Raw genomic sequence first — 16,194 nt, forward strand, 5'->3', positions numbered from 1 at the left:
GGACGACGTTGGGCCCGCCGCGAGGGCTCACTCCGTCGGCAGTGGTCGTCGGGTTCCACGGCGCCGAAAGATGTTGACAAATCCTCGGTGCTGAGTAGCGTCGGTGAACGGGCCCAACCCTGCTGCGGGTCTCGACCTTCTGCTGTATCCAACGCAACGACGGAGGAAGCATGTTCAAGAAGTCACTCGCGGCGATCGGCCTGACCGCGGCGTTCGTGTTCATTCCCACCGCGGCGAACGCGCTCGACTGTGTCAACGTCTCGAAGCCGCCCGCTGCATGCGGTGCCGTCTGCACCGACGGCCCCATCATCCACGGCAACTGGGCGTGGCTGCCCAGCGTCTTCCCGGGGGCGGCGCAGGTCTGGGCGTTCGTCCCGCCGGGCACGGTTCAGGGCGCCGGACTCCCAGGCGAGAACGGAAACTTCCAGGGCGGCGAGGGGTTCGCCCTTCTCGTGAATGCCATCTGCAACTCGAACGGAGCCGTGCTCGACAAGCGCCAGACCGGTCACGGCATCCAGCTCATGGAGGTCTGCTAGCAGCCGGCCGTCGCGTCTGAAGCGGCATTACCGGAAGCATCGCCGCAGGAGTGGGATGATCGGCGCATGGATGCAGCGACCCCGCCGATCGCCCGCTCCGACGACGGACGTTCGTTCCTCGTCGGCGACGCCTCGGGCTCGAACCTCATCGCCGGTTCGCTCGTCATCGTCTCGGGCGGTGGCGAACGGCAGCTCGCGCTCGTCGAGGAGCGCACGGAGTCGCCGCCCGCCCGCCTCCGAGGGCGACTCATCGGGGTGCTCATCGACGGCGGGCTCGACACCGCTCGCAGCCACCCGTTCGAGGTGGGCACGGTCGAGGAGGTCGACGCGGCCACCATCGCGATGCTGCACGCGACCACCGGCGCCCTGCTCGAGGTCGGCACGAACCTGACCGACCCGGGCGGTGCGGCGAAGCTGCTGCCCCACCGATTCAACCGGCACACATTCTGGTGCGGGCAGAGCGGCTCGGGCAAGACCTACGCGCTCGGCGTCGTGCTCGAGCAGCTCGTCGCGCACACGGCCCTGCCGGTCGTGATCTTCGACCCGAACTCGGACTTCGTGCGACTCGGCGAGCTCAACCCCGACGCGGGCGGCCCTACCGCCGATGCGCTCGCGCAACGCGACATCCGCGTGCTCCGCCCCCGCGGCGAAGGAGACGGCGGCCTGCGAGCGCGATTCCTCGACATGAACCTGCCGTCGAAGGCCGCGGTGCTGCGACTCGACCCCATCGCCGACCGCGACGAGTACAACACGCTCATCCACCTGCAGGAAGTCGTGCGCGTCGGCGACATCGGCCAGATGCTGCCGATGATCCAGGCCGCACAGGGATCGGGTGACACGCACCCGCTCGCCGATCGCATCGAGAACCTCCGCGTGCTCGACTGGGAGGTGTGGGCCGGCGACCAGACCGCCGTCACCGACGTGGTCGCGCAACGTCCCGATGCCACCGTGCTCGACCTCGGCGGCTTCTCGACGCCCGAGCAGCAGCTCGTGGTCGCCCTCTCGCTGCTCGACGACCTCTGGGAGCGGCGCGAGGAACGACGCCCCGTGCTGCTCGTCATCGACGAGGCCCACAACCTCTGCTCACCCCTGCTCGACTCGCCCCTCGCGATCGCGGTGCGCGAGCGGATCGTGCAGATCGCCGCCGAGGGGCGCAAGTTCGGCCTGTGGTTGCTGCTGTCGACCCAGCGTCCCTCGAAGGTGCATCCCGGCATCCTGTCGCAGTGCGACAACCTCGCGCTCATGAAGATGACCTCGCCGGTCGACCTCGCCGAGGTCGGCACGTACTTCGGCTACGCGCCGGCGTCGCTGCTCGCCCGGTCACCGTGGTTCCGCCAGGGCGAGGCGCTGTTCGCCGGCGGGTTCGTGCCGACGCCCTCGCTCGTGAAGATGAACGCCCGGCTCACTCCCGAGGGCGGCAGCGACGTCAAGGTGCCGCTGCGCTGACGGGCGCCGCACTCTCGGCGCACTTGCCGCGCTCTCGCCGCGCCGGCCGCGCTCTCGTCGCGCCGGCCGCGCTCGGCTCAGGAGAATGGGCGCCATCCCACCCTCACGGGAGGTGATGGCGCCAATTCTCCTGAGTTGTGCCATCGTCCTGCGGCTGCCCCTCTCTTTGAATTGACATTGAACAATCACAAGTCGCACACCTGTCGCTGATTTTCGAAGCTCAGCTGGCGGAACCTGTAGACGGCACGTGCGAAAGCCGCCTAGGCTCTGGACGTTTGTTGTTGGCGAAGGTGGCAGTGACTCGCTTCGTCGACGCGTCACGATCGACCAAAGGAGCGATGATGCCTGTATCCGCAAGTCCGCCGGTGCGACGCCGGTTCGGTTCCCGCCTCGGCGCTGGAGCGCTCACCCTCGCAGCGATCGCCAGTGTGCTGACGGTCGCGGGAGCGGCCGCACCGGCTTCGGCAGAGCTGCCGGAGCAGGAGCCCGGGGTCACGCTCCGCACGTTCAACGTGCCGCCCGGAATGACCCAGCTGTGCACGCTGAAGTCGGGAACGACGCCGAACGTCGACAAGCTGATGCAAACGATCAACTTCGTCACGGACGCCGACTTCGGCGGCACCGACTACTTCGTCACGCACGTGATCGCGAACCTCAACGTGCCGGCCGACGGCGACTACACGTTCCGCCTCACGAGCGATGACGGCTCGAGGCTGACACTCGACGGGGAGCGCATCATCGACAACGACGGGCTCCAGGCCCCGACGGCGGTCGACGGCACGAAGACGCTCACCGCGGGCAGCCACTCGCTCTTCATCGAGCACTTCGAAGACAAGTACGGCCAGATGCTGAAGCTCGAGTGGCGTCGGCCCGGCGCCGCGGCGTTCGAGGTCGTACCGAACAGCGTGCTGAGCACCGACGCGAACGTCGTGCGGGTGACCGCTCCCGGCACCAAGTACTGCGAGGGAGCAACCGATACGGCGGGCGACGGCCTGCGGCTGGACACCGTCAATCCGGACTACGACCTCATCGACCTCCGTCCCGCCGGGTTCGAACCGAAGGTCTCGGGCCTCGACTTCACCGACGACGATCGTCTCGTCGTGGCCACGACCGGTTCCGTGAGCTCCGGCGGATGGGTGCCGGGCGCGGAGCCCGGGGAGGTGTTCCTGCTCGACAACGTGATCGATGCCACCGGGCCCGGCGACGTGGAGGTCACGAAGGTCGCGACCGACCTGCTCAACCCGATGGGCGTCGACGTCATCGGCGACAAGATCTACGTCTCGGAGCGGCACCAGCTCACCGAACTCAGCGACCCCGACGGCGACGGCTTCTACGACGTGCACACGAAACTGGCGGAGTGGCCCTACGGCGGGAACTTCCACGAGTTCGCCTTCGGTCTCGTCCATGACGACGAGAACTTCTACGTGAACCTGTCGGTTGCGATCAACAACGGTGGGGCGACCACCAATCCGCAGCCCGCACCGAACCGCGGAACCACGCTGAAGGTCGACCGGGCGACCGGAGAGGTGAGTTACGTCGCCGGCGGCCTGCGCACCCCGAACGGCATCGCCTTCGGTCCCGACGACGAGCTGTTCGCCATGGACAATCAGGGCGCCTGGCTGCCTGCCTCGAAGCTCGTGCACGTCGAGCAGGACCGGTTCTTCAACCACTTCACGAACCCGGCCGGGCCGTTCGACGCCAAGCCGGTGACCCAGCCCGTCGTCTGGATCCCCCAGAACGAGATCGGCAACTCGCCGAGCACGCCGATCCTCCTCGACGAGGGACCCTTCGCCGGCCAGATGCTGTTCGGTGACGTGACCTACGGCGGGTTGCAGCGCGCGTTCATCGAAGAGGTCGACGGGGAGTACCAGGGCGCGGTCTTCCGTCACTCCGCCGGCCTCGAGTCGGGCGTCAACCGGGTGATCGTCGGACCGGACGGTGCGCTCTACGTCGGCGGGACCGGCGAGGGCGGCAACTGGGGCGAATCGGGCAAGCTCCGGTTCGGGCTGCAGAAGCTCTCGCCGGTGAGCGAGAGCACGTTCGACATGACGTCCGTTCGTATCGTCGAGGGCGGGTTCGAGATCGCGTACACCGAACCGATCTCCGAGGAGACCGCAGCGAACATCGCGAAGGCCTATCGTGCCGAGCAATGGCGATACGTGCCGACGACCAGCTACGGCGGGCCGAAGATCGACGAGGAGCCGCTGCGCGTCACCGGCGCCGAGGTGTCCGAGGATCGAACGACCGTCACGGTGAGCCTCGACGGCCTCAAGCCGAACCGCGTCGTGCACCTGCGTTCGCCGCGGCCGTTCGTGTCGGAGACCGGCCAGGAGCTGTGGAGCACCGAGGCGTGGTACACGCTGAACACCCTCCCGGGGTACGTGCCTCCCGCCGACCGAGGCTGGTACGAAGCCGAGGAGGCTGCACTCCTCGGTACCGCGGGCATCGACATCGAGCACAACGGCTTCTCGGGCTCCGGGTTCGTCGACGGGCTCGGCAACATCGGTGCCGGGGCATCCTTCTCGGTGACGGCCGACGAGGCCGGGACCCATCCGGTCAACCTGCGCTACGCCAACGGGCCGAACCCGTTCCAAGGCATGAAGGAGCTCTCGCTGTACGTGAACGGGACGAAGGTCGGTCCGTGGGCGCTGCCGAGCACGGGTGACTGGAAGACGTGGAAGACGGTCACTCGCGATATCGACCTCCCTGCGGGCACGAGCACCATCGCGCTCAGGTACGACACCGGCGACGACGGGCACGTCAACATCGACATGCTCTCCGTCGGCGGAGGCGGCGACATCTGCGCGCCCGCCGAGGTCGAGGAGGGCTACACCGGCCTCTTCGACGGAACGCTCGCCAGCTTCGAGAACTGGCGGCTCGCCGGCGCGGGCGGGTTCGGCCGGACGGCCGATTGCACGCTGCAGACCCACGGTGGCATGGGGCTGCTCTGGCACACCGCTCAGGAGCTCGGGGAGTACAGTCTCAAGCTCGACTGGAAGCTCACGCAGGATCACAACGGCGGCGTGTTCGTCGGCTTCCCCAACCCGGGGACCGACCCGTGGGTCGCGGTGAACAAGGGCTACGAGATCCAGATCGACGCGAGCGATGCGCCCGACCGTACGACCGGTGCCATCTACACGTTCCAGGGCGCCGATCCTGCTGCCGTGAAAGAGGCGCTCAACCCGGTGGGCGAGTGGAACGCGTACGAGATCATCGTGAAGGGGCAGACCATCACGGTGGTCCTGAACGGCACGGTCGTGAACGAGTTCACGAGCACCGATCCTGCGCGCGACCTGGCGCAGGGCTTCATCGGCGTCCAGAACCACGGGGGCGGCGAGACGGTCCACTACCGCAACATCCGCGTGAAGGAGGAGCTCGAGGTCAGTGCGACCGCTGAGGTGCGCTGCTCGGTGCACAAGGCGTATCTCGAGGTTCGTGCGACGAACGACGACACCGTCCCCGTCGACATCACCCTGTCGACCGCGTATGGCAAGCGCACGGTGACCGATGTCCAGCCCGGCGCCTCGATCGTCGAGACGTACACCAGGCGCGCGACCGCGGTCGACGCGGGGACCGTGGACGTCGCGGCGGCCGGAGCCGGCCGGACGGGAGAGGTGAGCGCCGACTACGCAGCGAAGAGCTGCGGCTGATCCAGGCCTTCGGGGGCGAGTGGCGCATGCCACTCGCCCCCGAAGCAGACGGGCGGGCCCGCCCAGGCCGTCGCACCTCCGGGTTCTCCGGAATCGACCTGAACGGGCCCGCCCAGTCAGCGAAGCCGTGGCTCAGCAGCTCACAGGTGCCGCGCGTACGCCCCGACCGTCAGGAACGTCGGGAACTCGGGCTCGAGCGCCACGCTGCGGAACACCGAGATCGCATCGTCGAACCGGTCACCCTCGAAGCGGGGCAGTTCGGCGACCGCTGCGGCCATGATGCGCACGATCGACGTCTGGTCGATGCGCGTGCCCTCGGCCGTCACGGTGTTCTCGTTGAGCCACTGCCAGACCTGCGAACGCGAGATCTCGGCGGTCGCGGCATCCTCCATGAGGTTGTCGATGGCCGCCGCACCCGTGCCGCGCAGCCACGACTCGATGTAGCGGATCGCGATCGAGACGTTGTCGTGAACCCCGGCCTCGGTCACCTCGCCGCCGACCGACGGGATGTCGAGCAGCTGCGCCGCCGTCACCTCGACGTCGTCGCGCAGGCGGTCGACCTGGTTCGGCCGGTCGCCGAGCACCGCGTCGAACTCGGCGCGCGCCGTCGGGATGAGGTCGGGGTGAGCCACCCACGTGCCGTCGAAGCCGTCGCCGGCCTCGCGACGCTTGTCAGCCGAGACCGCGGCGAGCGCGCGCTCGGTCACTTCGGGGTCGCGGCGGTTCGGGATGAACGCGCTCATGCCGCCGATGGCATGTGCACCGCGCTTGTGGCACGTCTGCACGAGCAGCTCGGTGTACGCCCGCATGAACGGCACCGTCATCGTGATCGACTTGCGGTCGGGCAGCACCCAGCGACGGCCGCGGCTGCGGAACGTCTTCACGATCGAGAAGATGTAGTCCCAGCGGCCGGCGTTGAGGCCGGCGCAGTGGTCTCGCAGCTCGTAGAGGATCTCATCCATCTGGAAAGCCGCCTGGATGGTCTCGATGAGCACCGTCGCACGAACCGTGCCCTGCGGGATGCCGAGGGCGGTCTGCGCGTACACGAAGATGTCGTTCCACAGTTTCGCCTCGCGGTGGCTCTCGAGCTTCGGCAGGTAGAAGTACGGTCCGCGGCCGGCCTCGATGAGCGCCTTCGCGTTGTGGAAGAAGTAGAGGCCGAAGTCGACGAGCGAGCCCGACGCGTGCATCGCACGCCCGGCGCGGTCGTGGAACTTCAGGTGCTTCTCGACGAGGTGCCAGCCGCGCGGGCGCATCACGATCGTGGGCGTCTCCTCGGCCGTGACGCGGTACTCCTTGCCTTCGGGGCTCGTGTACTCGAGGCTGCCGTGCAGGAAGTCGCGCAGGGTCAGCTGGCCCTCGATGACGTTCGCCCAGGTGGGGCTCGTGGCATCCTCCTGGTCGGCGAGCCACACCTTCGCACCCGAGTTCAGCGCGTTGATCGCCATCTTGCGATCGGTGGGCCCGGTGATCTCGACGCGACGGTCCTCGAGGCCCGGTGCGCCGCCCGCGACACGCCATGACGTGTCGTTGCGGATCCACTCGGTCTCGGGCAGGAACTTCGGGTCGCGGCCGTTCGCGGCGTCGACCCGCGACTGCAGGCGCACCGCGAGCAGCTCGTGCCGGGTGTGCGCGAAGCGGTCGTGCAGTTCGGCGACGAACGCGAGGGCCTCGGGGGTCAGGATCTCGTCGTACCGCGCGCCGAGGGGCGCGGTGATCTCGATCCGCGGGTCGACGGTCTGGAAGCTTCCGGTCGTCGGCTGCGGTTCGATGCGACGAGCGGATGTCGCGGCATCCGTTCGTTCGCGCTCGAGCGTCATGGCTGGTGTGGTGTTCATGGTCTTGTCTCCTTGCCTTCGCGGGTTGAGGAGGCCCGCCAGGGCCGTCTCGAAACCTGGCCGTTCGTGGCGTGGGTTTCGAGACGGCGGCGGGCCCGCCTCCTCAACCCGCGGATGAATCAGTGGTTGAACTGTTCTTCCTCGGTCGATCCGACGAGGGCGAGGGTGGCGCTGTTGGGGTTCAGCGCCGTGGCGATCTGGTCGAAGTAGCCGGTGCCGACCTCGCGCTGGTGGCGCGTGGCGGTGTAGCCGGCCGCCTCCGAGGCGAATTCCGCCTCCTGGAGTTCGACGTAGGCCGACATGTGGCGCTCGGAGTAGTCCTTGGCGAGCGTGAACATGCCGTGGTTCAGGGAGTGGAAGCCCGCGAGGGTGATGAACTGGAACGCGTAGCCCATCGATGCGAGCTCTCGCTGGAACTTCGCGATCTGGTCGTCGTCGAGGTGGCGCTTCCAGTTGAACGACGGCGAGCAGTTGTACGAGAGGCGCTTGCCCGGGAACTTCGCGTGCACGGCCTCGGCGAAGCGGCGGGCGAGGTCGAGGTCGGGCTCGGCCGACTCGACCCAGAGCAGGTCGGCGTACTCGGCGTAGGCGAGGCCGCGGGCGATGACCGGTTCGATGCCGTTCTGCACCTCGTAGAAGCCCTCGGCCGTGCGCTCACCGGTGACGAACGGCCGGTCGCGCTCGTCGTGGTCGCTCGTGAGCAGGGTGGCGGCGAGTGCGTCGGTACGAGCGATGATGATCGACGGGACACCCGCGACATCGGCCGCGAGTCGTGCCGCGTTGATCGTGCGGATGTGCTGCGAGGTCGGGATCAGCACCTTGCCGCCCATGTGACCGCACTTCTTCTCGCTCGCGAGCTGGTCCTCCCAGTGCACGCCGGCCGCGCCCGCCTCGATCATCTGGTGCATGAGCTCGTAGGCGTTGAGTGGGCCGCCGAAGCCGGCCTCGGCGTCGGCGACGATGGGAGCCATCCAGTCGCGGTCGTCGGTCCCCTGCTCGATCTGGCCGGCGCGGAGCAGCGCGTTGTTGATGCGGCGCACGACGGCGGGAACCGAGTTCGCCGGGTAGAGCGATTGGTCGGGGTAGGTCTGGCCCGAGAGGTTCGCGTCGGCTGCGACCTGCCAGCCCGAGAGGTAGATGGCCTTGAGGCCCGCGCGCACCTGCTGCACGGCCTGGTTGCCGGTGAGGGCGCCGAGCGCGGCCGACCACTCGGGGTCCTCCATGCGCTCGAAGGCGTTGCCGGTGTTCTTCTGGATGTTCTCCCAGAGCTTCTCGGCACCGCGCTTCGCGAGCGTGCGCTCCTCGCGGACGGGTCCGCGGAGGGCGATGACGTCGTCGGCGGTGTAGTCGCGGCGGATGTCGCTCCAACGCGGGTTCGCGTCCCACTCGAGCTGCAGCTCGGCTGCGGTCTGGGTCTGGTCGCCGGGGCGGTCGGTGCTCATCGTCGTGCTCCTTCGGTGGTTGGTGCGGGTGCTGTGAACCCACTCTGCGCCCGGCGCGACAACCCACCCCGACGAATTCGGGGGTGAACTTTCCCGGTTCTTCTGCGCGACGGAAAACTCGTGCTCGAGCAGCCCTCGAGCGGACACCCGACCCTGCCGTGGGCGAAGGATCAGTGCGTCGCGCGCTGCGCGCCGGGCCGCACGAGACCGGACTCGTACGCGACGACGACCGCCTGCACCCGGTCGCGCACGTCGAGCTTCACGAACAGCCGCGTGAGGTGCGCCTTCACGGTCGCCTCGCTGAGGTAGAGCCGCGCGCCGATCTCGTGGTTGGAGAGGCCCTCGGCGATGAGTTGCCAGACCTCGCGCTCGCGCGGGGTGAGCTCGGTCGCCGGCGCGGCGAGCACGCCCGGTGCCGGCGCGGCGAGGTACCGCTCGATGAGCCGCCGGGTGAGCGCGGGGGCGAGCAGCGCCTCGCCGCGAGCGACCGTGCGCACGGCGTCGACGAGCCGATCGGGCGGTGCGTCCTTGAGCAGGAAGCCGGAGGCCCCGACCTGGAGCGCGCGGTAGACGTACTCGTCGAGGTCGAACGTCGTGAGCACGAGCACGCGCGGCGGTTCGGGCATCGCCATGAGCCGTGCCGTCGCCTCGATGCCGTCGAGGCCGGGCATGCGGATGTCCATGAGCACGACCTCGGGCCGAAGCCGCCGTGCCTGCTCGATCGCCTCGAACCCGTCGGATGCCTCGCCCATGACCTCGAGGCCGGCCGCCTCGAGGAGTCCGACGATGCCCGAGCGCACGAGAGCCTGATCGTCGACGACGAGCAGCCGCGGCTCCCGGGCGGTCACACGCCCTCCCCGAGCGGCAGGGTCGCGCGCACGCGCCAGCCGTGGTCGAGCGGCCCGGCCTCGAGCACGCCGCCGTAGACCCGCACCCGCTCCCCCATGCCCGGAAGCCCGCGGCCGCCGCCGGCCTGGGCGGGCAGCCCCCGCGCGGCCGCACCGTTCACGACCTCGACGTCGATGCCGCTGCCGTGCCGGCGCACGCGCACGTCGACGGGTGCCTCGGGCGCGTGCTTGCGCACGTTCGTCAGCGATTCCTGCACGATGCGATGCACCGCGAGGGCATGCCCTTCGGGGGCGGCATCGAGCGAGGGGTCGAGTTCGAGGCGGACCTCGTGTCCGGCCGCTTCGGTCTCGGCGACGAGTTCGGCGATCCCCCCGAGGCCGGGTTGCGGGGCGTACACCGCGTCGTCCTCACGCAGGACGCCGAGCAGGTGCCGCATCTCGTCGAGCGCCCCTTGCGCGGTGCGACGGGTCAACGCGAGATGGTGCCTGGCGCGCTCGAGATCCTTGTCGAGGAACTGCTCGGCCGCGCCCGCCTGCAGGGTGACGATCGAGAGCGCGTGGGCGACGATGTCGTGCAGCTCGCGCGCGATGCGCACACGCTCGGCAGCCACGGAGTCGCTCGCGAGCCGGTCGGAGTCCTCGCGCGTGCGCTGCACCGCGAGCGCCCGGTGCCGCACGATACGGCCGGCCGCCCAGGTCGCCCCCACGAAGAAGACCAGGAAGATCGTGCCCGCGTGCTCGATGCCGGGCGAACCGAAGTACCCGAGGGCGTGCGCGCCGAGCATGGCCGCGACCGGCACGACGCCGAGCAGCGCGGCGGCCCACCATGCGGCGACTCGTTCGGCGACCGTGAAGGTCGCCACGAGCAGGCTCGGGAACGGGTTGAACGTCGCGTCGGGGCCGCTCAGCGCCGCGTGCACGACGAGGGCGGCGGCGATCGCGAGCATGACGGCGGCCGGGAATCGCCGCCGTACGACGAGCGGGGCGGAGACCGCGACGGCGAAGCCGAGTTGCGCGGCCATGTTCGACGAGGGCACGAGCACCGCTTCGAGCACCGCCCAGAGTCCGATGCCGGCCGCGATCGCGAGGTCGAGCGGTGTCGTCCACCGCCTCCATCCCGCGCCCTGTTCGCTCGTCACGATCCGATGCTAGGGCGGGCCGGTCGCCTGCGGACAGCGACGAAGGTCGACATTGCGGCCGACCGAGGTCGCGACATCCGTCGACCCGCGGCCGATGCCGTGGCGCAGCGGCCGAATCTAGCTTCGATTCCGGCCGGTCGAACCCCGCCCGGCGCCTCCGATCCAGTGAAAGGCCTCCGATGCCCCCTCTCGTCTCCGATTCCGCTCCCGCTCCGGCCGTCGCTTCCGGCCGGCCCGTGCCGGTCTTCCCCCGCGACGGCCGGCTCATCGGCCTGGTCGGCACCCGCCTCGCGGGCGCTGCGGCGATCACGGCCGGCGCGCTGTCGATCATCATCGGCGTGCTGCAGTTCCTCTTCCCGCAGGACGAGGACCCGGCGATCGACCCGCGCACCCGGGTCATCCTCGCGATGTTCACCGTCAGCCTCTGGGCGCTCGCGGTGCTGTTCCTCGGGCTGGCCCGCCACGCGCGTTCGAGCTGGGGTGCAGTGACCGCCGCGACCGGCACCGTGCTGCTGACCGTGGGCACGATCACGAGTGCCGTGAACGGCATCGACCTCGAGTTCTTCCCCGCCGTCGCGATGCTCGCGAACGCCCTCTGGCTCGTCGGTGCGATCGCCCTCTGCGTCTCGCTCGTTCGGGCCCGCCGGGTCTCGCTGTGGATCGCGCTGCCGCTGCCGTTCGTGCAGGTTCCCCTGCTCTTCTTCTCGCAGGTCGGTGGGGGCGTTCCCGCGGGGCTCTTCCTCGCCGCGGTCGGCTTGGCCCTCCTGGCAGGGGGAATCGACGCCCGGGCCCGCCGCCTCGCTCGCCGGGCCGGGTGATCCGGGCCGGGTGATCCGGGCCGGGTGATCCGGGCCGGGTGATCCAGCCGGGTGCAGCGGCGCCGTGAGCACACCGGACGGACTGTCGGGTTCTCCTTGCGAGGCCGATGGTTCGTCCGGTTCTCGCTGCGGCCATTGCCTTCGCGGAGCCGTCGCGGATTGAATGGCCGGACGCGACGTGGCGTGCAGCGAACCGGGAGGTGCCATCAGGTGACAGCGGCGACGACCGAGGCCCGGGCGGCCTCCCCCATGAACCGGGCCGAATCCGAGGGCACCGTCGTGCTCGAGGGTGTCACCAAGCACTACGGCCAGGCCACCGCGGTCGACGGCATGTCGCTCACGATCGAGGCGGGCGAGTTCATCTCGCTGCTCGGCCCGTCGGGCTGCGGCAAGACGACGACGCTGCGCATGATCGCCGGATTCGAGCAGCCCGATGCCGGCGACATCCGCATCTCCGGACGATCCGTGCTGGGCACCCCGCCCTACCGCCGCAACGTCAACACGGTGTTCCAGGCCTACGCGCTCTTCCCGCACATGTCGGTCGCCGAGAACGTGGCGTACGGATTGCAGCAGCGCCGCACGCCGAAGTCGGCGATCCGCGAGCAGGTCTCCGAGGCGCTCGACCTCGTGCAGATGCGCAGGTTCGCCGACCGCAAGCCCACCCAGCTCTCGGGCGGGCAGCAGCAGCGCGTCGCGCTCGCACGGGCCCTCGTGAACCGCCCGTCGGTGCTGCTGCTCGACGAGCCGCTCGGTGCGCTCGACCGGCAGTTGCGTGAAGAGATGCAGCTCGAGCTCAAGCTCCTGCAATCACGGCTCGGCATCACGTTCGTGTTCGTCACGCACGACCAGGGCGAGGCGCTGTCGATGAGCGACCGCATCGCGATCATGCGCGACGGCCGCATCGACCAGCTCGCCGATGCCGACACCGTCTACGCGCGCCCGGCCTCGGCGTACGTGGCCGCGTTCGTCGGGCAGCAGAACTTCTTCCGCGGCACGGTCGTCGAGGGCGGCGCAGCCGTCGAGTCACCGCACGCCCTGGTGCGCGGCACACGCGCCGACCTGGTCGACGGGCACGGCGGGCAGGCTGCGGTCCGCCCCGAGAATGTGCGCATCGAAGCGGATGTCGCGGGCGAGCCATCCGCCGCCGTCAATGCCGCCCGGGGAGAGCTGATCGGCCTTTCGCACCTCGGCGAGACCATGCAGTTCCTGGTGCGGCTCGGCGACGACCAGAGCCTCATCGTGCGTCGCCCCACTCCCGAGGCGCCGGGCCTCGCCCTCGGCGACGCGGTCGTGTGCACGTGGAGCGCCGGGAGCGTGCGGCTCTTCCCGGCCGACGACGCCGCAGCCGCGGCCGGCCACGTCGCTCCGCCCACGCTCTGACCGATCCCACCCACCCAGTCCCCATGGAGACCGAGATGACCCACACCCGCACGCCCGTCCGCATCCTCGCCAGTGAGAGCGCGGCGAAGGTGATCCGCAGCGAGCTCTCCCGGCGGCGCTTCCTCAGCTTCGCGGCGGCGGCGAGTGCCACCGGCCTCCTCGCCGCGTGCAGCACGGGCGGCGGCACCTCGAGCGCACCCCAGGCCGTCGGCGCCGAGCTCGAGGACGCGCTGTCGATCTACACGTGGGGCGACTACGACAACCCCGACGTGCTGACCGCGTTCACCGACGAGCTCGGCCCGACGATCACCCTCGACTCGTTCGGCTCGAACGAGGAGCTCATCTCGAAGCTCGTCGCGGCGAAGGGCACGTCGGGCTACGACATCGTGGTGCCGACGGGCGTGTTCATCCCGCAGATGATCGAGAACGGCCTGCTGCAGCAGCTGAACCTCGACCTCATCCCGAACCTCGAGTTCATGGATCCGGCGTTCCTCGGGCGCGCGTGGGACCCCGACAACGCCTACTCGATCTGCAAGGCGTGGGGCACGACGGGCTTCGTCTACGACAAGACCGTCATCACGCGCGAGCTCACCTCGTGGGCCGACTTCCTCGACGCCGCGCAGAACGAGGCGAGCGGCAAGACGAGCGTGCTCGACGACCCGGGCGACCTGACGGGCATGTACTTCTGGGCCAACGGCATCGACTGGAACACGACCGACGCGGGCGACCTCGCCGCGGCCGAGGACTTCCTCGTGAACACGCTCGCGCCGAACATCTCGGCGTTCGACTCGTACCCGGGCGGCGCGGCGATCCCGCAGGGCACGCACGTGCTCATGCAGTCGTGGAACGGCGATGCCCGCATCGGCATCCTCGAGAGCCCCGACCCCGACCGGTGGCAGTGGGTGTTCCCGGGCCCCGAAACCGAGATCTGGATGGACAACTGGGCGATCGCGACGGGCGCACCCAACCCCGAGGCCGCGCACGCGTTCATCGACTACGTGCTCACCCCCGAGAACCAGTTGCTGCAGCTCGACTACATCGGCTACCACACGGGCGCGAAGGGCATCGAGGCGGCGGCGGCCGAGGCCGAGCTGCCGATGCTCGACCTCGTGTTCTTCACGCCCGAGCAGATCGCGACCATGCGCGAGGGCGAGGTGAACGACGCGCAGCAGGCTCGCGTGGACATCTGGAACAAGACGAAGGCCGCCGCCGGTGCGTAGTTCGCGGATGCCGCGCTTCGCCCTCGCGATTCCGGCGTGGGCGTGGCTCGTCACCTTCTTCGTGGCGCCCGTGGCGATGGTGGTCTGGTTCAGCTTCGGCTACAAGCCCGGCATCTTCGGCACGCACGCGAACGACGTGCTCTCGTTCGACCGGTATCTCGAGGCGCTCTCGCCGACGTTCTTCACGACGTTCCTGAACACGCTCTGGATCGGCCTCGCGGGCACGGCGCTGTGTCTCGTGATCGGGTTGCCGGTGGCGTACTGGATGGCGGTGAAGGCGCCGCCGTCGCGACGCGGCCTGCTCCTCGCGCTCGTGATGGTGCCGTTCTGGACGAACTTCCTGGTGCGCACGATCGGCTGGCAGGTGATCCTCGCCCCCGAGGGCTGGCTCTCGACGCTGCTGCAGGGCGTGGGCGTCATCGACGGCCCGCTCGACATCCTGTACACACGTACGGCCGTGCTCATCGGCGTGGTCTACAACTACCTCCCCCTCATGATCCTGCCGCTCTACGTCGCGTTCGACCGCGTCGGGAACCCGCTGCGCGAGGCGTCGAAGGACCTGGGTGCCGGCAAGTGGCGCACGTTCGCGCGAGTCACGCTGCCGCTTGCTCGCCCGGGTGTCATCGCCGGGGTCCTGCTCGTCTTCATCCCCCTGATGGGCGACTACATCACGGCGACGGTGCTCGGCGGCGCGAAGGGCAACATGGTCGGCCAGCTCGTGGCGAGCCAGTTCCAGACCGCGCAGAACTGGGCCCTCGGATCGGCGATGGCCGTCCTGCTCATCCTCGTCATCATGGTCACCGTCGCGCTCGGCGCGCTCGTCGTGTGGCTCGCGACATTGCCGTTCCGATCCCGCAACCGGCTGGTGCTCGGCGAGCCGCCGTCGACGCGAGCCGCGCCCGCCGCGCCGTCGGGCGCCGATTCCGCGGCTGACACCGCTCCTGCCGCTGCCGACCGAGTCCCCGAGGAGGTCGCTTCGTGAAGCGTTCGTGGTCGGATGTCGCACTCAGCGTGTGGGGCGTCCTCGTCTTCCTCTTCCTGTTCGCCCCGATCATCGTCATCATCGTGTCCGCGTTCAACACCGGGCGCCTGCTCGTCGCCTGGGACGGCTTCGGGTTCGACGGATTCATCGCCCTGCTCGCGAAGCCGGCGATCCGCGACGCGGTGTGGGTCTCGGTGCAGACGGGCGCCATCGCCGCCCTGGTCGCCACGGTGCTCGGCACGCTCGCGGGAATCGCGATGGCGCGGCATCCGGGCAAGTGGGTCTTCTGGTTCATCGGCCTGCTGCTGCTCGTCTCGGTGACGCCCGAGATCGTCGACGCGGTCGCGCTGCTGCCGTGGCTCGTGTTCCTCGGTCAGGACCTCGGCCTCGCGCTCTTCAGCGACGGCGTCGTGCGGCTCGTCGTGGGCCACTCGCTGTTCGCGACCGCGGTGGTCTCGTACATCGTTCGCGCCCGGCTCGTGGGGCTCGACGCGCAGCTCGAGGAGGCCTCGTCGGATCTCTACGCCAAGCCGCTCACCACGTTCCGCCGGGTGACGCTGCCGCTCGCGATGCCCGCCGTGCTCGCCGGATTCCTGCTGTCGTTCACGCTGAGCCTCGACAACACGGTCATCGCCGCGTTCGTGCAGGTGTCGGGCACGACGCCGTGGCCCGTCTACGTGCTGAGCGCGCTGCGGAGCGGCCTGCGACCCGAGATCGCCTCGGTGTCGACGATCATGCTCGTGCTCACGCTGGTCGCGCTCGGGCTCGTCGCGTTCGTGCTGCGGCGTGCGGGCGACTCGGCGACGCAGATCGCCCGCACCATGACCGGAAACTGATCACCGCCGATCGAGTAGGCCGCCAGGCCGTATCGAGATCCCAGGTCTCGATACGCTCC

General features: G+C 69.6%; 12 protein-coding genes. 8 read left to right on the plus strand and 4 right to left on the minus strand.

The genetic code is table 11. From position 1 onward, the window contains the following. Positions 1-170: 170 nt before the first annotated feature. The 3 genes from LQ757_RS13305 to LQ757_RS13315 all read left to right on the plus strand — a co-directional run bounded on the left by LQ757_RS13305 (position 171) and on the right by LQ757_RS13315 (position 5,632). Entirely contained in the window at positions 171-536 is a 366-nt protein-coding gene (locus LQ757_RS13305) for a hypothetical protein (RefSeq protein WP_231047732.1), read from the plus strand. Between the two features lie 66 nt (positions 537-602). After that, entirely contained in the window at positions 603-1,982 is a 1,380-nt protein-coding gene (locus LQ757_RS13310) for an ATP-binding protein (RefSeq protein WP_231047733.1), read from the plus strand. Positions 1,983-2,323: 341 nt separating this feature from the next. Then, positions 2,324-5,632, plus strand: coding sequence for a 3-keto-alpha-glucoside-1,2-lyase-like domain-containing protein (locus LQ757_RS13315; protein ID WP_231047734.1), 3,309 nt, complete (start codon positions 2,324-2,326; stop codon positions 5,630-5,632). 140 nt (positions 5,633-5,772) lie between these two features. Here the strand turns inward: LQ757_RS13315 and aceB are convergent, their stop codons facing one another. The 4 genes from aceB to LQ757_RS13335 all read right to left on the minus strand — a co-directional run bounded on the left by aceB (position 5,773) and on the right by LQ757_RS13335 (position 10,899). After that, complete coding sequence (aceB, locus tag LQ757_RS13320; RefSeq protein ID WP_372459665.1) at positions 5,773-7,452, minus strand: malate synthase A; 1,680 nt, start codon at positions 7,450-7,452, stop codon at positions 5,773-5,775. Between the two features lie 137 nt (positions 7,453-7,589). Further along, positions 7,590-8,912: an isocitrate lyase gene (gene aceA, locus LQ757_RS13325; RefSeq protein WP_231047736.1), complete on the minus strand. Its 1,323-nt coding sequence runs from the start codon at positions 8,910-8,912 to the stop codon at positions 7,590-7,592. 170 nt (positions 8,913-9,082) lie between these two features. Continuing rightward, positions 9,083-9,760 (minus strand): response regulator, encoded by a 678-nt coding sequence (locus LQ757_RS13330; protein WP_231047737.1) that lies wholly within the window; start codon positions 9,758-9,760, stop codon positions 9,083-9,085. Then, positions 9,757-10,899 (minus strand): sensor histidine kinase, encoded by a 1,143-nt coding sequence (locus tag LQ757_RS13335; RefSeq protein WP_231047738.1) that lies wholly within the window; start codon positions 10,897-10,899, stop codon positions 9,757-9,759. Before LQ757_RS13335 ends, LQ757_RS13330 begins: the two co-directional genes overlap by 4 nt. A gap of 179 nt (positions 10,900-11,078) precedes the next feature. Between LQ757_RS13335 and LQ757_RS13340 the strand changes: the two genes are divergently transcribed. From LQ757_RS13340 to LQ757_RS13360, 5 genes are all read left to right on the plus strand, one after another. Continuing rightward, positions 11,079-11,717 (plus strand): hypothetical protein, encoded by a 639-nt coding sequence (locus LQ757_RS13340; RefSeq protein ID WP_231047739.1) that lies wholly within the window; start codon positions 11,079-11,081, stop codon positions 11,715-11,717. 210 nt (positions 11,718-11,927) lie between these two features. After that, complete coding sequence (locus LQ757_RS13345; protein ID WP_231047740.1) at positions 11,928-13,097, plus strand: ABC transporter ATP-binding protein; 1,170 nt, start codon at positions 11,928-11,930, stop codon at positions 13,095-13,097. Between the two features lie 35 nt (positions 13,098-13,132). After that, positions 13,133-14,317: a polyamine ABC transporter substrate-binding protein gene (locus tag LQ757_RS13350; protein ID WP_231047741.1), complete on the plus strand. Its 1,185-nt coding sequence runs from the start codon at positions 13,133-13,135 to the stop codon at positions 14,315-14,317. A gap of 7 nt (positions 14,318-14,324) precedes the next feature. After that, a complete protein-coding gene (locus tag LQ757_RS13355) occupies positions 14,325-15,299 on the plus strand; it encodes an ABC transporter permease (RefSeq protein ID WP_231047742.1) in 975 nt (324 codons plus the stop codon). Continuing rightward, positions 15,296-16,135 carry an ABC transporter permease gene (locus LQ757_RS13360; protein WP_231047743.1) on the plus strand — a complete coding sequence of 280 codons (840 nt, stop codon included), beginning with the start codon at positions 15,296-15,298 and terminating at the stop codon, positions 16,133-16,135. Before LQ757_RS13355 ends, LQ757_RS13360 begins: the two co-directional genes overlap by 4 nt. Positions 16,136-16,194: the final 59 nt, after the last annotated feature.

It is taken from the genome of Agromyces cavernae (genome assembly GCF_021044935.1).
Taxonomy (GTDB): domain Bacteria; phylum Actinomycetota; class Actinomycetes; order Actinomycetales; family Microbacteriaceae; genus Agromyces; species Agromyces cavernae.

Coding starts and splice junctions, on each gene's coding strand:
- LQ757_RS13305 (WP_231047732.1), top strand. CDS start 171: ATGTTCAAGAAGTCACTCGCGGCGATCGGCCTGACCGCGGCGTTCGTG.
- LQ757_RS13310 (WP_231047733.1), top strand. CDS start 603: ATGGATGCAGCGACCCCGCCGATCGCCCGCTCCGACGACGGACGTTCG.
- LQ757_RS13315 (WP_231047734.1), top strand. CDS start 2,324: ATGCCTGTATCCGCAAGTCCGCCGGTGCGACGCCGGTTCGGTTCCCGC.
- aceB (WP_372459665.1), bottom strand. CDS start 7,452: ATGACGCTCGAGCGCGAACGAACGGATGCCGCGACATCCGCTCGTCGC.
- aceA (WP_231047736.1), bottom strand. CDS start 8,912: ATGAGCACCGACCGCCCCGGCGACCAGACCCAGACCGCAGCCGAGCTG.
- LQ757_RS13340 (WP_231047739.1), top strand. CDS start 11,079: ATGCCCCCTCTCGTCTCCGATTCCGCTCCCGCTCCGGCCGTCGCTTCC.
- LQ757_RS13350 (WP_231047741.1), top strand. CDS start 13,133: ATGACCCACACCCGCACGCCCGTCCGCATCCTCGCCAGTGAGAGCGCG.
- LQ757_RS13355 (WP_231047742.1), top strand. CDS start 14,325: ATGCCGCGCTTCGCCCTCGCGATTCCGGCGTGGGCGTGGCTCGTCACC.